Source organism: Lysinibacillus sp. S1 (genome assembly GCF_044986265.1).
GTDB lineage: Bacteria > Bacillota > Bacilli > Bacillales_A > Planococcaceae > Lysinibacillus > Lysinibacillus capsici.
The window spans coordinates 3,749,866-3,769,934 of sequence record NZ_CP173154.1; the positions used below are offsets into that span (position 1 = coordinate 3,749,866).

21 protein-coding genes and 1 pseudogene are annotated in these 20,069 nt (G+C 38.3%); 17 read left to right on the forward strand and 5 right to left on the reverse strand.

Going from position 1 to position 20,069, the window contains the following annotated elements; translation table 11 throughout:
* Window positions 1-8 precede the first annotated feature (8 nt).
* The gene (locus tag ACHZEU_RS18650) at window positions 9-461 is read left to right on the forward strand and encodes a DUF86 domain-containing protein (protein ID WP_048394413.1); all 453 of its coding nucleotides are present in this window, start codon (window positions 9-11) and stop codon (window positions 459-461) included.
* On the forward strand, window positions 458-1,210 hold the full coding sequence (locus ACHZEU_RS18655) for a TIGR01457 family HAD-type hydrolase (protein ID WP_048394415.1): 753 nt from the start codon (window positions 458-460) through the stop codon (window positions 1,208-1,210). Before ACHZEU_RS18650 ends, ACHZEU_RS18655 begins: the two co-directional genes overlap by 4 nt.
* A 79-nt stretch (window positions 1,211-1,289) precedes the next feature.
* Here the strand turns inward: ACHZEU_RS18655 and ACHZEU_RS18660 are convergent, their stop codons facing one another.
* The gene (locus ACHZEU_RS18660) at window positions 1,290-1,526 is read right to left on the reverse strand and encodes a YuzB family protein (RefSeq protein WP_004228286.1); all 237 of its coding nucleotides are present in this window, start codon (window positions 1,524-1,526) and stop codon (window positions 1,290-1,292) included.
* Between the two features lie 269 nt (window positions 1,527-1,795).
* On the opposite strand from ACHZEU_RS18660, the gene ACHZEU_RS18665 reads away from it, so the two are divergent.
* Window positions 1,796-2,860, forward strand: a complete 1,065-nt coding sequence (locus tag ACHZEU_RS18665) for an NAD(P)/FAD-dependent oxidoreductase (protein ID WP_404803630.1) — start codon at window positions 1,796-1,798, stop codon at window positions 2,858-2,860.
* 54 nt (window positions 2,861-2,914) lie between these two features.
* Here ACHZEU_RS18665 and ACHZEU_RS18670 read toward each other — a convergent pair whose 3' ends face one another.
* A complete protein-coding gene (locus ACHZEU_RS18670) occupies window positions 2,915-3,250 on the reverse strand; it encodes a YuzD family protein (protein WP_404803631.1) in 336 nt (111 codons plus the stop codon).
* Window positions 3,251-3,333: 83 nt separating this feature from the next.
* Between ACHZEU_RS18670 and ACHZEU_RS18675 the strand changes: the two genes are divergently transcribed.
* Entirely contained in the window at window positions 3,334-3,570 is a 237-nt protein-coding gene (locus tag ACHZEU_RS18675; RefSeq protein WP_004228295.1) for a NifU family protein, read from the forward strand.
* Window positions 3,571-3,620: 50 nt separating this feature from the next.
* On the opposite strand, the gene ACHZEU_RS18680 is transcribed toward ACHZEU_RS18675, so the two are convergent.
* Window positions 3,621-4,313, reverse strand: a complete 693-nt coding sequence (locus tag ACHZEU_RS18680) for a DUF2225 domain-containing protein (protein WP_404803632.1) — start codon at window positions 4,311-4,313, stop codon at window positions 3,621-3,623.
* 186 nt (window positions 4,314-4,499) lie between these two features.
* Between ACHZEU_RS18680 and ACHZEU_RS18685 the strand changes: the two genes are divergently transcribed.
* The 6 genes and pseudogenes from ACHZEU_RS18685 to ACHZEU_RS18710 all read left to right on the forward strand — a co-directional run bounded on the left by ACHZEU_RS18685 (window position 4,500) and on the right by ACHZEU_RS18710 (window position 10,706).
* Window positions 4,500-4,874 (forward strand): iron-sulfur cluster assembly accessory protein, encoded by a 375-nt coding sequence (locus ACHZEU_RS18685; protein WP_048394421.1) that lies wholly within the window; start codon window positions 4,500-4,502, stop codon window positions 4,872-4,874.
* Window positions 4,875-5,195: 321 nt separating this feature from the next.
* The gene (locus ACHZEU_RS18690; RefSeq protein WP_048394423.1) at window positions 5,196-5,693 is read left to right on the forward strand and encodes an NUDIX domain-containing protein; all 498 of its coding nucleotides are present in this window, start codon (window positions 5,196-5,198) and stop codon (window positions 5,691-5,693) included.
* Window positions 5,694-5,718: 25 nt separating this feature from the next.
* Window positions 5,719-7,470: a sensor histidine kinase gene (locus tag ACHZEU_RS18695; RefSeq protein WP_048394424.1), complete on the forward strand. Its 1,752-nt coding sequence runs from the start codon at window positions 5,719-5,721 to the stop codon at window positions 7,468-7,470.
* A 6-nt stretch (window positions 7,471-7,476) separates the two neighbouring features.
* A complete protein-coding gene (locus tag ACHZEU_RS18700; protein WP_404803633.1) occupies window positions 7,477-8,220 on the forward strand; it encodes a LytR/AlgR family response regulator transcription factor in 744 nt (247 codons plus the stop codon).
* Window positions 8,221-8,337: 117 nt separating this feature from the next.
* Window positions 8,338-10,131 carry a carbon starvation protein A gene (locus ACHZEU_RS18705; protein ID WP_404803634.1) on the forward strand — a complete coding sequence of 598 codons (1,794 nt, stop codon included), beginning with the start codon at window positions 8,338-8,340 and terminating at the stop codon, window positions 10,129-10,131.
* 245 nt (window positions 10,132-10,376) lie between these two features.
* Window positions 10,377-10,706 (forward strand): annotated as a pseudogene (locus ACHZEU_RS18710) (YuiB family protein).
* 88 nt (window positions 10,707-10,794) lie between these two features.
* Here the strand turns inward: ACHZEU_RS18710 and ACHZEU_RS18715 are convergent.
* On the reverse strand, window positions 10,795-11,277 hold the full coding sequence (locus ACHZEU_RS18715) for a divergent PAP2 family protein (RefSeq protein ID WP_048394429.1): 483 nt from the start codon (window positions 11,275-11,277) through the stop codon (window positions 10,795-10,797).
* A gap of 123 nt (window positions 11,278-11,400) precedes the next feature.
* Between ACHZEU_RS18715 and ACHZEU_RS18720 the strand changes: the two genes are divergently transcribed.
* The 7 genes from ACHZEU_RS18720 to cysI all read left to right on the forward strand — a co-directional run bounded on the left by ACHZEU_RS18720 (window position 11,401) and on the right by cysI (window position 18,952).
* The gene (locus ACHZEU_RS18720) at window positions 11,401-12,909 is read left to right on the forward strand and encodes a leucyl aminopeptidase (protein WP_048394430.1); all 1,509 of its coding nucleotides are present in this window, start codon (window positions 11,401-11,403) and stop codon (window positions 12,907-12,909) included.
* A 135-nt stretch (window positions 12,910-13,044) separates the two neighbouring features.
* Window positions 13,045-13,248 carry a hypothetical protein gene (locus ACHZEU_RS18725; protein WP_016991509.1) on the forward strand — a complete coding sequence of 68 codons (204 nt, stop codon included), beginning with the start codon at window positions 13,045-13,047 and terminating at the stop codon, window positions 13,246-13,248.
* A 352-nt stretch (window positions 13,249-13,600) separates the two neighbouring features.
* Window positions 13,601-14,374 (forward strand): uroporphyrinogen-III C-methyltransferase, encoded by a 774-nt coding sequence (gene cobA / locus ACHZEU_RS18730; RefSeq protein ID WP_054549436.1) that lies wholly within the window; start codon window positions 13,601-13,603, stop codon window positions 14,372-14,374.
* A gap of 12 nt (window positions 14,375-14,386) precedes the next feature.
* Window positions 14,387-15,127, forward strand: a complete 741-nt coding sequence (locus tag ACHZEU_RS18735; RefSeq protein WP_054549435.1) for a sirohydrochlorin chelatase — start codon at window positions 14,387-14,389, stop codon at window positions 15,125-15,127.
* Complete coding sequence (locus tag ACHZEU_RS18740) at window positions 15,127-15,276, forward strand: YezD family protein (RefSeq protein ID WP_004228347.1); 150 nt, start codon at window positions 15,127-15,129, stop codon at window positions 15,274-15,276. Before ACHZEU_RS18735 ends, ACHZEU_RS18740 begins: the two co-directional genes overlap by 1 nt.
* A gap of 43 nt (window positions 15,277-15,319) precedes the next feature.
* Entirely contained in the window at window positions 15,320-17,113 is a 1,794-nt protein-coding gene (locus tag ACHZEU_RS18745; RefSeq protein WP_404803635.1) for an assimilatory sulfite reductase (NADPH) flavoprotein subunit, read from the forward strand.
* A 123-nt stretch (window positions 17,114-17,236) separates the two neighbouring features.
* Window positions 17,237-18,952, forward strand: a complete 1,716-nt coding sequence (cysI, locus tag ACHZEU_RS18750; protein ID WP_404803636.1) for an assimilatory sulfite reductase (NADPH) hemoprotein subunit — start codon at window positions 17,237-17,239, stop codon at window positions 18,950-18,952.
* Window positions 18,953-18,995: 43 nt separating this feature from the next.
* On the opposite strand, the gene ACHZEU_RS18755 is transcribed toward cysI, so the two are convergent.
* Complete coding sequence (locus ACHZEU_RS18755; protein WP_048394440.1) at window positions 18,996-20,066, reverse strand: sulfate/molybdate ABC transporter ATP-binding protein; 1,071 nt, start codon at window positions 20,064-20,066, stop codon at window positions 18,996-18,998.
* Window positions 20,067-20,069 lie beyond the last annotated feature (3 nt).

Consider the following 20,069-nt stretch of genomic DNA (forward strand, 5'->3'; position numbering starts at 1 on the left):
CTTTCCTTGTGTATTTTGTAGATCGTAATAAAATCACAAAAAATTTACAGTACTTAGATGGGCTATTAACTATTTTGGAGACAGAGGATAACTGGCTTCAGAATGATATAAAGAAATTAGCTATCGAGCGAATTGGACACAACATTATGGAGTCAATGATGGATGTAGGAAATTTAATGATTGACGGTTTCATTATGCGCGATCCAGGAAGCTACGAGGATATTATTGATATTTTAGTCGATGAAAAAGTTGTAGCTGCTGATTTGGAAGCACCATACAAAGCAGTTGTTGGCTTACGTAAAATGCTAGTGCGTGAGTTTATAGAGGTAGATATCCAAGAGGTTATCCATGTACTAACAGCCAATCTAATGGCTTTAAAGCAGTTCTCGCCAGCAGTTCATAATTATTTAACAAATGAATTAGGACCTGTTTCAGCATTTTTGCCAGAGGATCATCAATGAAACAATATAAGGCCTATTGCTTTGATTTAGATGGTACTGTCTACCGTGGGAAGGAAGGTATTCCTTCTGCGGTAGCTTTTATTCATCGTTTACAGCAAGCAGGAATTGAGCCATTCTATGTAACGAATAATTCTTCGAAGACGCGAGAACAACTGCAAGAAGCTTTACTGTCTATTGGCGTGAACGCGCCATTAGAGCATATTTATTCAAGTGCATTGGTCACAGCAAAGTATGTGGCCCTACATTTTCCAAGCAAAAAAGTAGCGATGATGGGTACAGATGGTATTCGTCAGGCACTACTCAATGAAAATATTGTGCCTGTTGAGGATGAGCCCGATGTATTTGTTATGGGGATTGATCGTACGCTTGATTATATGGCACTTGCTAGGGCCACGGTTTTTGTTCAGCAAGGAGCGACCTTTATTGCCACGAATCAAGATATTAAATTCCCAACAGAATACGGGTTCTTACCAGGCAATGGTTCTTTTGCACGCTTGGTAGGAGAAGTTGCAGATGTTGAACCAATCTATATTGGTAAGCCATCGCCAGCCATGCTGGAAGTAATTGCGACCGAACATGGAATTGCGAAAGAAGACATGGTAATGATCGGTGATAATTATGATACGGACATTATGTGTGGCATTCGATTTGGCTGTGACACCATTCATGTGAATACTGGGGTGACGCCTACAAAGACTGTCCTCGAAAAAGAATGCCAACCTACATATGTAGTGGACGTACTAAAGTAATAAAAGGATGTTTATGCTAATTTTCAGCATAACATCCTTTTTATTTGTTCAAATTTATTCATATAGGTATTTTAGAAAACTACCATAAAGGATTTTCTTCAATAAATTGATAAATGGCTTTCGTTAATTCATCAGGAGAATCTGCTTCTACTAATTCACCGTTTACTATTGCATAAAAGGATTCTGAGCACTTTGTACAATAACTGAGGCAGCCATATTCCAAAACGTCGATGTTTGGATCGCGTTCGAGTACTTCATAAGTTGCTTGAGAGCCATTTGCTAAATTACTTATACAAAATTCAACCATTGGATTCATCCATGTCACCTCACCAAAGTAATGCTACTCGGTTTTACGATTTTCGTCAATTATTTATGTTTAAGAGAAAAGAAACGTTTTTTAATAAAAGATAAAGGGAATTTGTTATTAATGGCTTAAAAATCAATAGAAATGAACAGGTTCTCGTTTATTTTGTGAAATCTTTCACAAAATTTCATTCTGATATTGTGAAACTTCTCACAATCGGTTATACTCGTTTGTGGATACTTTGTGAACAATTATTAAAAGAGATATAAAAGGAGACTATTATGGGAAAATTAGTACTTTTAGGTGGCGGCTACGGCAATATGCGTGTCATGCTTCGTCTATTAAACAGCCTACCATTAGACAGAGAGGTAGTTATAGTAGATAGAGCCCCTTTCCATAGTTTAAAAACAGAGTTTTATGCATTGGCGGCAGGGACAGCAACAGATAAAGAAATTCGTGTAAGCTTCCCAGAGCATGAACGTTTAACAGCCGTATATGGAGAAGTCGTTGAAATTAATCGTGCGGAAAAAGTAGTCATTCTTGAAGACGGACAACGTATAGAATATGATGATTTAGTCATTGGGCTTGGCTGTGAAGATAAATATCATGGTGTACCAGGTGCGGAAGAGTATACGTACAGCATTCAAACAATGGGTAAATCACGTGCAACATTCCAAGCACTTTGTGGGTTACCAGCTGGGTCTACAGTTGGAATTATAGGGGCTGGCCTAAGTGGAATTGAGCTTGCAAGTGAGCTACGTGAAAGTCGCTCAGATTTAAAAATCAAGCTATTTGACCGTGGTCAACGTATATTGAAAGATTTTCCAGAAAAAATAAGTAAGTATGTAAAGGATTGGTTTGTTAAGCATAATGTTGATGTGGTTGCCAATTCAAATATTACAAGAGTAGAGCCAGGTAAAATTTTTAATCATGATGATGAAATTTTACTCGATGCAGTGGTTTGGACTGCAGGTGTCCAGCCAGTCAAAATTGTGCGTGATATGGATGTTGAGAAAGATAAACATGACCGTCCACTTGTCACACAGTATTTTAATTTACTCGATGATGAACATGTCTATGTTGTAGGAGATTGTGCTTCATCAGATTTAGCCCCAACAGCACAATTAGCAGAGGAACAAGCGGAGCAAATTGTGAAAGTACTTCGTATGCGTTGGAAAGGTGAACATTTACCAGAGAAGATGCCAGATATTAAATTAAAAGGCTTTATGGGAGCTCTTGGTAAAAAACAAGGCTTTGTATACTTAGCTGATACAACAGTAACTGGGCGTATCGCTCGCTTAATGAAATCAGGATTATTATGGTATTACAAACGTCAAAATGATTAATTAGCTGAAAGGGATTGTTTCAAAAATCATTTTGAAATAATCCCTTTATTTTTATTAAAACATTTCGTCTGGGACAAACCCTAAATTGTCAAGGGCCGTAAATACAGGCTTTAGTTGGACATAGCCCTCTCCAACTACCTCACTGTTAATGAGGACAAGGGGGTAGAAAAATTCATCGTCTTGAATACGTGACGCATACTCTTGGTCGCGTTCATTCTCAATTGGACCTTCAATATCGATATAGCGAATATCATATGCTTGATCTGGATATTTGCGATTGATGGCTGCTTGTAGCCACTCATATGTATCCTTGGAAGATGGGGCATTGACACAACTAGCACAGATGACAGCTGTTCCATAAATTTCAATCATAGGTTTTGTTGATGGCATAGTATTTTCTCTCCTTGTGATTCAATATTGGATTTTTTCTGTTGCTAACATTATAATCATTATAAGGAAAGGAGTCGAGATAAATGGCAGAAGCAACAATTAACGACCAAGTTCAAGAGGTATTAGATAAATTACGTCCATTCTTACTACGTGACGGTGGAGACTGTGAATTAGTAGATGTTGAGGATGGCGTTGTGAAATTACGTTTATTAGGTGCTTGTGGCAGTTGCCCAAGTTCTACGATTACATTAAAAGCTGGTATTGAACGAGCATTATTAGAAGAAGTACCAGGTATCGTCGAAGTAGAGCAAGTATTCTAAGCCTTTTTAAAAAGTTCTAGCTGTTTGCAAGCTAGAACTTTTTTATTTACCTATTTATGACGCGCATGTTCTTTTTCTTCACGAATAATGGCCCACTGTTCTTTCGCCATATCTATAATTTTTGCCTCACCACCGACACTTTGTTTTTCAATGACTCTAGAAAAGAAGCGTGTCGCATTTTCAATATCTCCAATACGTCTAGATAATTCAGCAATCATATACATAATTCGGACAGCTGACATTTGTGTAGAGCTGTAGTCCTCGGTAGAATAAGATTCCATATAATAATCACGTGCTAATTTCATAAAGCGCTCTTCTTGTCCACTATTGTTTAAGGAACGATAAAGCCATGCAAGACGTAGAGTTAGTCCAGCAATCGCTACATTTTTTTCTTTTTTAATCTTGCCACAAAGAAACGCTAACTTATAGGCTTGAATCGCTTGAAATACGGTACGTTCACCCTTGAAATCATGATGCACCCATTTTTCTGTAATTTGTGTACGTATATCATCTTGGATACCCGGTGCAAAATATTTTGTAAAGTCTTCTGTAAAGGAAAAGCCACAATGTTCACATACAAAAACATTATAATAGAGAGCATTCACTTCATCTGCATAAATAGGTTGAAAATCTGTTTCCGTATGATCTACTTTAATAAATTTTGAACGCACTTTTAATGTTGGAAATTCTTTTTTGCAATTTAAACATTGAATTTTTTTCTCATAATATGGTGAAATCTCCATATATATTACCCCCTGCCAAGAATTCGTTGTAACTATTATACCAATGATGTTTTTATTAACATGAATAAAAAATACTATTAATGTGAAAAATATGAGAATTATAACTTATAATCGACTTGAAGCTGAATGTTTGTCATACAATGGTCAAAATTGTTATGATAATACGTAAGAAGGAAGGTGATTGGGATGACAAGTACAAAGCAAATTATAGAAGTGACACAGGCTGCTGGCTTTCATATTAATGAAATGATGGAGCATAATGAAGAACAAGGTTCTTTTTTACGTGTAGTGGTGAATGGTGGCGGCTGTAGCGGGCTATCCTATGGCATGCATTTTGATAAAGAGAAAAAAGATGATGATTTTGAAGATGTTCAGCATGGTTTAACAATTCTTGTTTCCCGTGAAGATGCGCCGATTTTGATGGGAACAAAAATTGACTATAAACAATCGCTAATGGGCGGTGGCTTCACAATCGATAATCCAAATGCCATTGCATCATGTGGCTGCGGTACGTCTTTCAGAACAGCAAAGCGTGAAGGTACACCTGAGGTTTGTGAGTAAAAGTAAATAAATCCATTCGAATAATGGGCTAACAATAATAGGCTTCTTTGATTGATGATGTTGCAAAACATGATGAATGAAAGGAGCTTTTTTCTTTCTTTTTATTTTCCCGTTTGTAAGTAACTATGTTAAAAATCATCTGACACTTCCAACAAATTTTTATGACCTTATTTAGTGAAATTCAAGGCAATGTATAATAGCTTCTTTCATTGAGGTTGAATGAAAGAAGCATTTTCACTGTGGATTAACTGTAAAATTCAGAATAAATGCTTCATTCCATAGAAAGTGAGCAGGTATAATAGGTAGATAGAGGTGAAGGTTATGAGAAAAGATCGAGGGAAAATATGGTTGGGTGTATCAGGAGTTACGGTGAATGAGCTTGGACAATGGTTAGTTGTGAAAAAGGCTTATAGCGGATTGAAAGGACGTTGGTCATTGCCAGCAGGTTTTGTTAATGCAGGAGAAACGGTAGATGAGGCGGTCATTCGTGAAATCAAAGAAGAAACAGGCATCGATTGTAGAGTCTCAGGCTTAATTGGATTTAGAACAGGTGTCATCCGTGATGACATCAGTGATAATATGGCCATTTTTTATTGTCGAATGCTAGATGAGCAGCAGCAGGTTTCCATTCAAGAAAAAGAAATTTTAGAAGCTAAATGGTTGTATCCACAGGAACTAGCACAAGATGAAACAACCTCTGTGATGTTAAAGGAAATGGCTTCCAATCAATTTGAAAGACATCAATTAGAGACGATAGAAGGGATTAATCCAGGGGATATTTTTGGTTATACCTCTTATCGTTTATTCTTTAAAAAATAATATGACTTTTAGGAGGTGACCTTTGATGGAGCTGTTTTTATTTATGTTAGAGCGAGTTGGGCTGATCATTGTGTTTGCCTTTTTAATGTCAAGATGGCGACTCTTTCGAGAAAAGCTGTTTCAGGAGCAAGGAACGAAAGAGAAAATATGGCTCATTATTATCTTTAGTAGCCTATGTATTATCAGCAGTTATACAGGGATTAAAATTGAAAGTGGGACAATCCATCCTTTAAATCAGATGATACATAGTACGATCAATGCGGAGGAGGCCATTGCTAATACGAGATTAATTGGTGTCGCCATTGCAGGAATTTTTGGTGGACCACTTGTTGGTGTATGTGTAGGAATTATTGCAGGTATTCACCGAATTACACTTGGTGGTTTTACAGCAATAGCCTGCGGTGTTTCAACAATTCTAGCTGGCTTTATTACAGGTGGTTTAAGTAAACGCTTTAAAATACGTCAAACTTTTTCCTATAAGAAAGCAGTCATTATCGGCATCTGTGCAGAAACGATTCAAATGCTGGTGATTTTAGTAGTCGCCAAGCCATTTGAGCAGGCCTTGCAGTTAGTTTCATTAATTGCAATGCCGATGATTTTAATGAATGCCTTTGGGATATTTTTATTTTTCATGATTATTAAAACGTTTATTGATGAAGAGGAGCGAACAAAGGCATTACAAACCCATCAAGCTTTTTCAATTGCCCAACAAACAATTGAGCATTTTCGTAAGGGCTTGAATGAAGAATCATGCCAAACGGTTGCAGAAATTATTAAAAGAGAAATAAAAGTAGATGCGGTCGCTATTACCGATAAAAATGGGGTGTTAGCACATGTTGGCGTTGGTGAGGATCATCATTTAATTCATCGAGAAATCATGACAGCTTTGACAAAACGAGTATTAGAGGAAGGCAAAATTTTAATGGCTACATCTCAAAAGGAAATTCAATGTCCACACGCTAGCTGCCCATTAAGTGCTGCCATTGTCTTGCCCTTGAAGGTACAGCATCGAACAGTGGGAAGCTTAAAGCTTTATTTCACTAAAGCGGATTCTTTGACAGGGGTGAAGAAGGAGCTAGCAGAGGGTTTGAGTAGACTATTTTCCTCTCAGCTTGAATATGCTGAAATTGAGCAACAGCGAAAATTATTAAAGGATGCTGAAATCAAGGCATTACAAGCACAAGTTCATCCACATTTCTTCTTTAATAGTCTGAATACTATTTCAAGCTTGATTCGGACAGATGCAGATGAGGCAAGAGCATTATTAATCAAGCTTAGTACATTTTTTAGAAGCAATTTGCAGGGCGCACGGCAAATGCTCATTCCATTGAAAAATGAAATAGATCATGTTGAAGCTTATTTATCTATTGAGCAAACACGGTTTCCAAATCGTTACGAAGTTGAATTTATCATGGATGAAACACTCTTTGATGTGCAAATTCCTCCATTTACCTTACAGCCTCTTGTCGAGAATGCTATTTATCATGCCTTTAAAAATCGTAATGAAGGCAAAATCTATGTCAAAGTACAACGTGTGAATGATAAGCTGGTCCTGTTAACGGAAGATAACGGCTGTGGTATGAGGAAGGAGCAGGTAAAACAACTTGGCAAGCGTATAATGCAATCCGAACAGGGGACAGGAACCGCTCTTTGGAATATTTATCAGAGGATCCATGAAATTTATGGTTCTGAAGCGGATTTTCATATAACAAGTACGTTAGGTGTGGGCACAAAAATTATGATTCAACTGCCGTTAAAGGCGACTAGATGGGAGTAGAAAAATTTGAATGTATATATTGTGGATGATGAACCCTTAGCACGCGCGGAACTGCGATATTTATTAGAGCAAACAGCATTAGTGAATGTTTGTGGTGAATCTGAAAATCTTGAGGAGTTGTGCAAAGCGTCACAGCTTGAAGAAGTCGATTGTATATTTCTAGATATTGAATTAGGCATGAACAATGGACTTGACTTAGCTAAACAATTATTACTGAATGCACAGAGACCTGAAATTATTTKTGCTACAGCCTACGATGACTATGCTTTGCAGGCATTTGAAGTCAATGCATTTGATTATATATTGAAACCCTTTGAGGCAGAAAGGGTACAAACAGCTGTGGAAAAACTGTTAGCTAAAAAAAGAGCTGCGCAAGCAAAAACAATGGAGGAGTTAAAGGCATCTCAGTTGGACAAGCTCGATAAGTTAACAGTTTATGCAAACGATCGAATTTTATTATTGAAAATACAGGATATTTTGTATTGTACCTCTGAGGATAGTAAAACGGTTGTTGTGACAGAGCAGGGGCGTTTTTTTGCTTCTGAATCATTGGCCGCGTTAGAAAAAAGACTTACCTTAAAAGGCTTTGTACGTGTCCATCGCGCGTATATTGTCAATTTAGAGCATATTGTGGAATTAGAGCCTTGGAGTAGTTCTAAATTTAATTTAATTGTGCATAACAGACATTCCATTCCAGTAAGTAGGCTATATATGAAGGATGTACGGAAAATTTTTGACCTATCGAAGTAGTTGCATTTCAACGGACAACTACTACCTTTCAACTTTAATTTCTGACATTTCAGTTATTTTACGAATAATATGGACATTCCTTTGCTATGATGTGGAAAAAGTAAAAGGGGTGTTTGCATGAATGCGATTACAATAGTGATAGGGTCTATTTGTATTTTGATGATCAGCTATCGTTTGTATGGCATTTTCTTTACAAAGAAGGTACTTAAAATAAAAGATGATACGCCCACCCCAGCCCACGCTTTGGAAGATGGTAAAGACTATGTTCCGACGAATAAGTGGGTAACCTTTGGGCATCATTTTGCAGCGATTGCAGCAGCAGGACCTTTAGTTGGACCAATCCTAGCTGCACAATTTGGGTATTTGCCTGGACTTCTATGGCTATTAATCGGAGCAGTAATTGGTGGGGCAGTTCATGATGCTGTTGTTTTATTTGCTTCCATGCGTCATGGTGGTAAATCCCTATCGGAAGTGATGAAGGAGGAGTTAGGCCCTATCGCAGGTTTCTGTACAGGCCTTGCGATGCTATTCATTATTACGATTACAATGGCAGGTCTCTCGATGGTGGTGTTAGGTGCTTTAGAGCGCAATCCATGGGGAACATTTGCTGTAGGTATTACGATACCAATCGCCATGCTTGTGGGTATTGCCTATCGTAAAACAGGCAATTTAATTGTTACATCTACTATAGGCTTTATTTTATTAATGATTGGGGTATTTATCGGACCGCTTATTCAAGGCACAGCATTCGGTGATTTTTTAACATTTGATCGGGATACATTAGCTATCATCTTACCAATCTATGCCTTTTTTGCCGCTGCATTACCTGTGTGGCTTTTATTAGCACCTCGTGATTATTTAAGTAGTTTCATGAAGATTGGGGTATTTATTGCACTAATTATTGGCGTTTTCTTTGTTAATCCTGCTATTCAATTCCCACCATTGACAGAGTTTATTCATGGTGGTGGACCAGTAATTGCCGGTCCTGTGTGGCCGTTTGTTTCTATTACAATTGCCTGTGGTGCCATTTCTGGCTTCCATGCTTTTGTAGGCTCAGGAACAACACCTAAGATGATTGATCGTTGGGAGGACATCCGTATTGTAGGCTTTGGTGCTATGTTAGTAGAGTCACTAGTAGGTGTGATGGCTTTAATCGCAGCTACTGCTCTTCATCCAGCCGACTATTTTGCGATTAACTCAGCACCAGCTGTATTTGCTACATTAGGAATGGAGCCCGTTCATCTACAAGCATTGTCTCAAAGTATCGGCATGGACTTGGAAGGACGAACAGGAGGTGCTGTAACGCTAGCAGTTGGTATGACAGATATCTTTACAGGTATTCCTTGGTTCGCAGAGTTATCTTCGTACTTCTATCAATTTGTCATTATGTTTGAAGCGGTTTTCATTCTTACAGCCATTGATGCTGGAACAAGGGTAGCTCGTTATTTAATACAAGATTTTGGTGGCAATGTTTATAAACCACTGAAGCGTACCAATTGGGTACCAGGTACAATTTTTGCTAGTGCACTTGCCTGCTTTATGTGGGGCTATTTATTGTATTCAGGGGATATAAGCTCAATCTGGGTATTATTTGGTGTATCCAATCAGCTAATGGCAGCCATTGGTCTAGTATGTGGCGTGACGATGGTATTGAAGGTCGCAGATAAACGCATCTATGCATTGACATGCTTTATCCCATTGGCTTATTTHTACATTACGGTCAACGTTGCAGGCTATTGGATGATTAAAAATGTATACTGGAATCCAGCCGCTKCAGGCTTTAATATGTTAAATGGGATTTTATCTGTTATCATGTTAATGCTTGGCTTCTTAATTGTGCTGACAGCATTTAAAAAATGGGCACAGCTTTGGAAATCACCAAAGTTTTTAGTAGCTCAATCAACTTCATAAAATCATAGAAACTATTGAAGATAAGCATTTGTCTTCAATAGTTTTTTGGTGGAAAAAGCATCTACGACGAAGGAGAAGCAAATACCCGCGGAAGAAGCATATACCCCTAAATTCAAAGATCAACCATAGATGATCGATTGATGATTTTCCTAAATATGACGAACAAGCGAAAACAAGGATATGTTCATTGAAAGCGGTGTCGTAATCATGTAAACTAATGAGAGGAAAACGGAGGTTATACATACATGGATGGTCCAGTTTCATTAGTACAGTTAATCATTTCTATTTTRTTATTTTTCKTCMYSTWMWYKKGTATCGGATTCTTGTTAAATATGCTGTTACGGATGACATGGTTAAKKSYMRTKGKSTMKSMRATTGKTRTMAKMKWYANKGTAGATGAAGTAAGCTTCTTAGATTATATTTTTAAGCCAGGCTCTGCATTCCCAGCATTAATTGATAAATTACAGGCACTTCAGTTTGTGGAKATTGCTATTTTATCAGGTGGCTTTGCGGGTTCTATTGTGGCTGGTATCGTGATGATTTATTTACGTAAAAGTGGCTATCGAATGTTCTAACGTGCTTAGTATTCTTTCTTCAATTGAAGAAAGAATACTTTTTTTATACAAAAAACACAGCCTCCTCTAGAGGATGTGTTGATGTCTGTTAGATGAAAAACTCGTAGGCTATGATGGCGATAAAAATACCCGTTAGAGCCCCAAAAAATACTTCACTTCGTTTATGGCCTAATAATGTTTTTAATTCCTCCATTTTTTCTTGTCCGTCCATCTGTGGCCATTTTTTTAAATCATGAAGCAATGTTTGGAAATCCTTACGCAGTTGATTTAAAATGGCTGCATGCTGACCTGCTTGGTAACGAACACCACTAGCATCATACATCACGATAATGGAAAACATTGCAGCTACCGCAAAAATGGGGGATTCCAAACCCGTCTCATAGGCAATTGAGGTTGCCAATCCAGTGACAGAAGCAGAGTGAGAACTAGGCATTCCTCCTGTTGAGGTAAAAAGTCCCCATTTTACTTGTCTAGTCATTAAAAAATGAATGGGGATTTTAACAAACTGTGCAAAGAGAACCGCAAAGAGGGCAATTAGTAATGGGGTATTATGGAGTAAACTCAATTTCATCACAACCTTCGCAAATAATTGCTTTTATTATAACATTCATTATTTTCTAAAAGAAGATATAGGCAAATATTACGCGCTTTTCAGAAACTTCGTTATAATAGTATATGGAATGGAGGAATTTACATGCATATTGTAAAAGAAGCAAAAACATTTGAAACGATTTCTACTGAACTATTAGTGGTAGGAGTCACAAAACATCGTGAACAAATGCAGGACTGGGCAAGCTTTTCATCTTTTTACGGTGAAGCCCTTGATACATGGATTAGTGCAGGAGACGTCTCAACTGAATTAAAGAAACTAACGAAATTACCATTTGTGAAAGACCATGCTAACCTGAAACGTATTGTATTTGTAGGTTTAGATGAGCGTAAAAACCTCACAGAAGGTGATATTCGCACAGCATTTGGTTTAGTGGGAAAAGAATTAAGATCTTTAAAAGTAAAAGAGTATTCCATCTGGCTTGAATCATTTACAACAGAGTCAATTTCAACAGCAGATGTAGCATTTTTAGCAGGTGAAGGAATTGGCCTTGGCTATTATGCTGTCCCACATTATAAAACAACTTCAAACGAAGTAGATAAACGTATTGATGCTGTTCACCTTGTGACTACAGCAGAGGATTTAGATGAAGTGGTGGCAAGCTTTGAGGTAGGTGTGATTTATGCAGATGCTGTCAATGAAGCTCGTAGCTTAATTAATTTACCTCCAAACCTACTAACAGCTACGGATTTAGCTAACTATGCACAATCTCTTGCTGTGGAATACGATTTTGAAGTAGAGATATTAGATAAAGCACAATTAGAGGAACTAGGTATGGGTGGTATATTATGTGTTAACCAAGGCTCTTATGAAGAACCACGATTAATTACCTTAAAATATAAAGCGACTGAAGATTTTGAAGATCCAATTGGCCTTGTTGGTAAGGGTGTAACGTATGATACAGGCGGCTATTCTTTAAAACCAAAGGACTCTATGGTTGGTATGAAAGGTGATATGGGCGGTGCCGCTGCTGTACTTGGTGCGATGAAAATTATCGGTGAATTACGTCCAAATAAAAATGTTGTAGCCGTTATCGGTTCTACAGATAATATGGTGTCTGATACAGCGTTTAAACCAGATGATGTGATTACGACGTACAGCGGAAAAACGGTAGAAGTATTAAATACGGATGCAGAAGGGCGTTTAGTTCTGGCAGATGCAACTACATATGCTAAACAGCAAGGGGCTACATCACTGATCGATGTTGCTACTTTAACTGGAGGCGTTATTACTGCACTAGGTATGGATAAAACAGGTGCTCTTGCAAATGATGATGCATTTTTTGAAGCATTTATGGAAGCTGCAAAAGAGACCGATGAATTTGTTTGGCGTATGCCTTTAACAGAAAATGATAAAAAACGAATTCGAAAATCAGATGTAGCTGATTTAAATAATTCACCTGGTCGTGATGGTCATATGATTTTCGGCGGCGGTTTTGTGGGCGAATTTGTTGGTGATACACCATGGATTCACCTGGATATAGCAGGCACATCTGATGCTGTAGCTGTACATGATTTAGGACCTAAGGGTGGTACTGGTGTTATGGTCCGTACACTCGCGAATTTTGTCCAACGTTTAGGGGAAGAAAAATAATAAAGCATGTCAATCAGCGGGAGTTTATTCTCGCTGATTTTTTGTGATTTATGCACTAATCCCGATAGAATAGGCATTCTACATATGATAGATGTATCTTCCTTCATACGATAGAGTAAAAAGGGGAGGTAGCATATGCGCAATTTCGGAGGTTATCCAGGCGGAGGATTTGGAGGCTTTATTTGGCCATTTGGCGCACCGTTTTTTGGTGGTTTTTTAGGCAGTTTCCTTGGCTCTCAATTTAATCAATATCCTTACAATCCATATTATCCAAACTATCGACCATATCCACCAGGTCCATATTTTCGACCAGGTCCGCGATATCGTAGACCATGGTAAGCACATAATTAGATCAGCCAGTTGTCGATCTTGATATCGACAACTGGTTTTTATTGTGCCTAACGAAGTATCAAAATTAGTGTTGACAGAATATACTAAATTATTTATTATTCTTATTATATTACTAAGAATTAAATATGTGGCTGACTAGCAAACTAGAGGCTTTTATTATTCATAGGCATTTTTGTGTCTAAGGATAATATTAGCCTTTTTTCTTTATCTTAATTTAGTAAAGGTTTTTGTACCGAAAGCAAAGTGTCAGGTTTAGAAAATCGAGGACCCTTATTAGTAAGTTTAATCAATCTGAAATGCCATTACAACGAGGCGTAATTGACAGAAGGAGTGAGATGAAATGGGGAAAGTTTATATTGTTGGTGCAGGTCCTGGAGATGTTGACCTCCTTACGATTAAAGGATTACGTTGCATTGAATGTGCAGATGTCATTTTATATGACAGACTCATTAATAAAGAGCTATTAGCCTATGCCAAGAAAGACGCTAAATTAATCTTTTGCGGGAAATTGCCTCAGCAACATGCCATGATTCAGGAGCAAATCAACCAAACGCTTGTTGATTATGCCCAACAAGGATATGTTGTCACAAGATTAAAAGGAGGAGACCCATTTGTTTTTGGTAGAGGGGCAGAGGAGGCAGATGTGTTAGCGAAGCATCAAATTCCCTTTGAAATTGTTCCTGGTATTACGTCAGGTATAGCAGCTCCAGCATATGCAGGTATTCCTGTCACACATCGTAACTTAGGTTCAAGTTTTGCTATGGTTACTGGGCATATGCAGGATGGAAAAGAAGATGCTATCCGTTGGGAAAGTCTTGCAAAAGGAATTGATACGATTGCCATTTATATGGGTGTTGGTAATCTTCCGTATATCCGTCAACAATTACTCAAATATGGCCGTGATGAAAAAACGCCTGTGGCTGTTATTCACTGGGGAACAGTTTCTACTAAGCAAAGAACTGTTACGGGGACTTTAGCTACAATTGAGGAAATTGTGCGTACAGAAAATATTCATAACCCTAGCATCATATTAGTAGGGAAGGTTGTGACCTTAAGAGAAACCATTCATTGGTTTGAGCAAAACCCCGCACAGCCAATCCAAATAACGGGATAAGGTTGTGGGATTATGCAGGCTATTTTATATATTGCACATGGCAGTCGTGTCAAGGAAGGTGTAGAGCAGGCCGTAAACTTTCTTCAAGGCGTACAACAAGAAGTGACAGTAGCTATTCAGGAAATATGCTTTCTAGAGCTGGCAACACCAACCATTGCAGAAGGCATTGCTAGCTGTATTCGGAAAGGGGCAACAGCGATTGCCGTAATGCCTATTCTCCTACTAGCTGCTCAACACGCAAAGCATGATATTCCGAAAGAAATGGCAAAAGCTCAAAAACTATACCCATATGTAAAGTTTACATATGGTGAGCCTCTTGGCATTCATGAACGATTAATTGACACATTACAAGCTAGGATAATAGAAAAACAGCAACCTAACAGCAATGCGAGTGTTTTACTCATAGGACGTGGGAGTAGTGATCCAGCCGTCAAGAGGGATTTAGCCAAAATTGCCAAAAGGCTACGTACTAAATATCACTATAAAGCCGTTGATACATGCTTCTTATACGGAATGGGACCAACCTTTGAAGACTGGTTACTGCAAGTTAAAGGGAAGCAACAGCAAATTTTTATTGTCCCTTATTTATTATTTACAGGCATTTTAAGACAAAGTATTGCCAAGCGATTACAAGGCTTTGACAGTCAAAACATTATGTTATGTGAAAGCTTAGGCTATGACGACAATGTGAAAAAAGTATTAGTGGAACGTATTGATGAATTACTACATTTTAAAGAGGAAGGTGTTTCGTAATGGTAGATAAAAGAACTGAAAATGTAAATCTAGCATTAGATAATGTCCGCCAAATGTTAAATACTGTGAACCACGGATCAATTACATTGATTGTTCAAAATTCCTATGTGGTTCAGATTGAGAAAAAGGAAAAAATAAGGCTTCGATAAATTAAAAAATATGAAATGAAGAAGATTCGTGAGGTGGCAAAGATTGAAATTACAAGTAATAAACAGTCCATTTAATGAAGAGCAGGTGAAGTTATTAAACGAGCTTCTCCCTAAATTAACAATTGAACAAAAATTTTGGCTAAACGGTTACCTAAGTGCTCCCCAAGCAACTCTTGAAGCAATTGTTGAACAGGCACCACCAGCAGCCCAGCCGATTACCAAAACAATAACAATTTTATATGGTTCCCAAACAGGCAATAGTCAAGGATTAGCTGAAAAGTATGCAGCAGCTTTAAAAGAGCAGCAGGTAGATGTAACTGTCTCATCATTAGGGAAATTTAAAGCTAGTAATTTAAAGAAGATCACCAATCTATTACTTATTGTGAGTACACATGGAGAGGGAGATCCACCAGATCAAGCGATACAATTCTATGAATTTTTGCATAGCAAGCGGGCGCCTAAGCTAGAACACCTACAATATTCGGTTCTTGCTTTAGGGGATAGCTCCTATGAATTTTTTTGTAAGACAGGTAAGGACTTCGATGAGCGATTTGCGCAATTAGGTGCAACAAGAATTGTTCCTCGTATAGATTGCGATGTAGATTATGATGACGCAGCTGCACAGTGGTTCTCTGCGGTTCAACAGGAATTTCTTCAGCATACAACTTCAGCAACGTCTACTTCAGCACACAACGAAGGGGCGCAAGTACTTGAAGAATCTACATATTCAAGAAAAAATCCATTTTACGCTGAAGTACTTGAAAATATAAATCTAAATGGTCGTGGCTCCAATAAAGAGACGCGTCATCTTGAATTATCGATTGAGGGAGCTAATTTTCATTTTGAACCTGGCGATAGCATTGGCATTCTGCCAGAGAATGATGAACAATTAGTCAATGCATTGCTGACAGCACTTCAATTTGATTCGGAGACAGAAGTGACTGTTTTTGATGAAACAATAACAATAAAAGAAGCACTACAGAAAAAATTAGAAATTACGGTGTTATCTAAACCGTTACTCGAAAAAATTGCTGCTTATACAGAGCATAAAGAATTTTCTAAGCTATTTGAAGAACCAAAAGCCTGGAAGGACTATGCAAAAGGAAGAGACTTGCTCGACCTAGTAGAGGAATTTACACCATTTACTTGGAGTGCACAGCAATTTGTAGAGTTACTGCGTAAAATTCCAGCTCGACTTTATTCTATTGCTAGTAGCCAAAAGGCCAATAGCGAAGAGGTTCATTTAACGATTGGCAAGGTAAGCTATGAAACAGCAGGTAGACAACGTCTTGGTGTTTGCTCTGGAAGTGTGGCAGAACGAATACAAATAGGTGATACATTACCAATCTATGTTCATAAAAATCCGAATTTCAGATTGCCAGAGAATAATGAAACGCCAATTATTATGATTGGTGCAGGCACAGGTGTTGCACCATATCGAGCTTTTCTAGAGGAGCGAGAAGAGTTAGGGATTAAGGGGAAAGCATGGCTCATCTTTGGTGATCAGCATTTTGTTACGGATTTCCTCTATCAAACGGATTGGCAACGTTGGCTAGCTGCTGGCACATTAAGTCACATGCATGTAGCCTTTTCACGTGATACAGACCAAAAAATCTATGTTCAACATAAATTGCAAGAAAATGCCGCAAGTTTTTATGAGTGGCTGGAGCAGGGGGCTGTCATTTATGTATGTGGTGACGAAAAATCAATGGCATCTGATGTGGATGCAACCATTCATCAAATTATTGAGCAGCAAGGACAGAAAACACCAGAGGAAGCAAAAGCCTATGTGAATGAATTAAAACAGCAAAAACGCTACCAACGTGACGTTTATTAATGGAGTTCAACACAAATTTCTCGAAAACCTTCCCTTATTAATGAGTTGATCTCTTTGTTAGCAAGTAAACCCTCAGGTATGCCCAATACGCTGAGGTGTAATGGATTAAAGGAGCGATAAAGAATGACTGAAAAAATAGTGTTACCTCCACAGCCCGGGAAACCAAGTGATGTAGAGCGTATTAAAACCGAAAGTAATTACCTACGTGGAACACTCGAACGTACCATGAATAATCCATTAAGCTCTGGTATCCCAGAGGACGATAATCGCCTTATGAAATTTCATGGCAGTTACTTACAGGACGATCGAGATCTTCGGAATGAACGTCAGAAACAAAAGCTGGAACCGGCCTATCAATTTATGGTACGTGTACGAACACCAGGTGGAGCAGCTACCCCAGCGCAATGGCTTGTGATGGATGAAATGGCTAGAAAGTATGGTAATGGCTCTTTAAAATTAACAACACGCCAAGCATTTCAAGTACATGGCATTTTAAAATGGAATGTTAAAAAATATATGCAGGAAATCAATGAGGTGTTATTGGATTCTCTTGCTGCATGTGGAGATGTGAACCGTAATGTGATGTGTAATGTCAATCCAAACCAGTCTGCATTACATGAAGAAGTTTATAATTGGTCTGCAAAACTAAGTGAGCATTTACTGCCGAGAACACGTGCTTATCATGAATTATGGTTAGATGGAGAAAAGGTAGTAGATAGTCAGGATGTAGAAATTGAACCGATTTATGGAGCTCAATATTTGCCGCGTAAATTTAAAATTGGTATTGCGATTCCACCAAGTAATGATGTAGATGTTTTTTCACAAGATATCGGACTGATTGCCATCGTTGAAGACAATCAGCTTGTTGGTTTTAACGTAGCGGTTGGTGGAGGCATGGGCATGACACATGGTGATCATGAAACCTATCCACAGCTTGCTCGTGAAATTGGCTTTATAACGCCAGATAAATTACTAGAAACAGCAGAAAAAATAATAACGATACAGCGTGATTATGGGAATCGCTCTGTCCGTAAAAATGCACGATTTAAATACACGATTGATGCGAGAGGACTTGAATGGTTCCAAGAAGAATTAACGCGTCGTCTAGGCTGGGAAATTCAGCAGGCTCGTCCTTATACTTTTGAGCGTACAGGTGATGAATTTGGCTGGATTAAAGGGGCAGATGGTCATTGGCATTATACGTTATTTATTCAAAATGGCCGTATAAAAGACTTTGAGGATTATCAGTTGTTAACTGGCTTACGTGAAATAGCTAAGGTGCACACGGGTGATTTTCGTTTAACACCGAACCAAAACCTAATGATTAGCAATGTAACACCCCAGAAAAAGAAACAAATAAATACGCTTATTGAACAATACAAGCTAACAGACGGTGCGCATTATTCTGCCTTACGCCGCAATTCCATTGCCTGTGTCTCATTACCAACATGTGGCTTAGCCATGGCAGAAGCAGAACGCTATTTACCTTCTCTTATAACAAAAATTGATGCCATTATTGATGAGACTGGCTTAAATGAAACAGAAATTGTTATTCGCATGTCTGGTTGTCCAAATGGCTGTTCACGTGCAGCAATGGGTGAAATCGGCTTTATTGGCAAAGGGCCAGGTAAATACAATATGTACCTTGGTGCAAGTTTTACAGGCAATCGCTTAAATAAAATCTATCGTGAAAATATTGGTGAAGAGGAAATTTTAGCAGAGCTACGACCAATTCTTCTGCATTTTTCAAAGGAACGTTTAGAGGGCGAACATTTTGGAGACTTTGTCATTCGTGCTGGGTATGTCACAGCTGTCTATGATGGGAGAGAATTTCATTAAAAATAAAAACCATGTAGCAAAGAAAAATTTGCTACATGGTTTTTTATATAGAATAATCCTCAGGAATAAATACCTTTAATTGTTTCGGCTTTACAAATACCTGATCGCCCACCTTCAGTTGAAGAAGATGAAATTGTTCTTTTGATAACTCCGCTTCTAAAAATTCATCAAGATCCTCACGGCGTAGTTCAATTTGAACGATAGGTCCTAGCAAATGAATGTGGCTGATTTTAACAGGAACTGTACCTGAAATACTTGTTTTCTCAATCTGAATATCATGTGGACGTACATAGCCTATCGCATTGTCCTCTGAATGTGTTAGGGCCTCAGGTACATCAAGTGCAACTTCACCCTGCATGAGCTTACCATTATGTAAGCGACCTTTAAATAGATTAACATTGCCCAAGAAGTCATAGACAAATGGACTTTTGGGGTTTGTATAGACCTCATCTGGACTACCAATTTGCTCGATTTTGCCATTATTCATGACCACAATGCGATCTGCAACATCGAGAGCTTCCTCTTGGTCATGTGTCACAAAAATACTTGTAATATGAAATTCATCATGTAACTTTCGAAGCCAGCGACGTAACTCCTTGCGTACTTTTGCATCGAGAGCTCCAAATGGTTCATCTAGTAACAGTACCTTTGGCTCTACAGCAAGCGCTCTTGCCAGTGCGACACGTTGTCGTTGCCCACCTGAGAGCTGTGTTGGATATCGATCTGAGAAATTTTCAAGCTTCACAAGTTGCAATAATTCCATCACTTTATCTTTGATTTGTTGTTTTGAAGGTCTGCTTTTTCGAGGACGTACCTTCAGGCCATAGGCTACATTGTCAAAGACCGTCATATGGCGAAAAAGCGCATAATGTTGAAAGACAAAGCCCACATTGCGTTCCTTTGGATGACGATCTGTGATGGATTGACCATCAAATAAAATATTGCCGACATCCGTTGTTTCAAGCCCAGCAATCACACGTAATAATGAGGTTTTTCCTGATCCAGAAGGGCCAAGTAGTGCTACTAGCTCCCCAGACTGAATATGTACGGATATATCCTCTAGTGCCTGAAAGGACCCATATTTTTTGGATACGTTTTGAATTTGTATACTCATTGA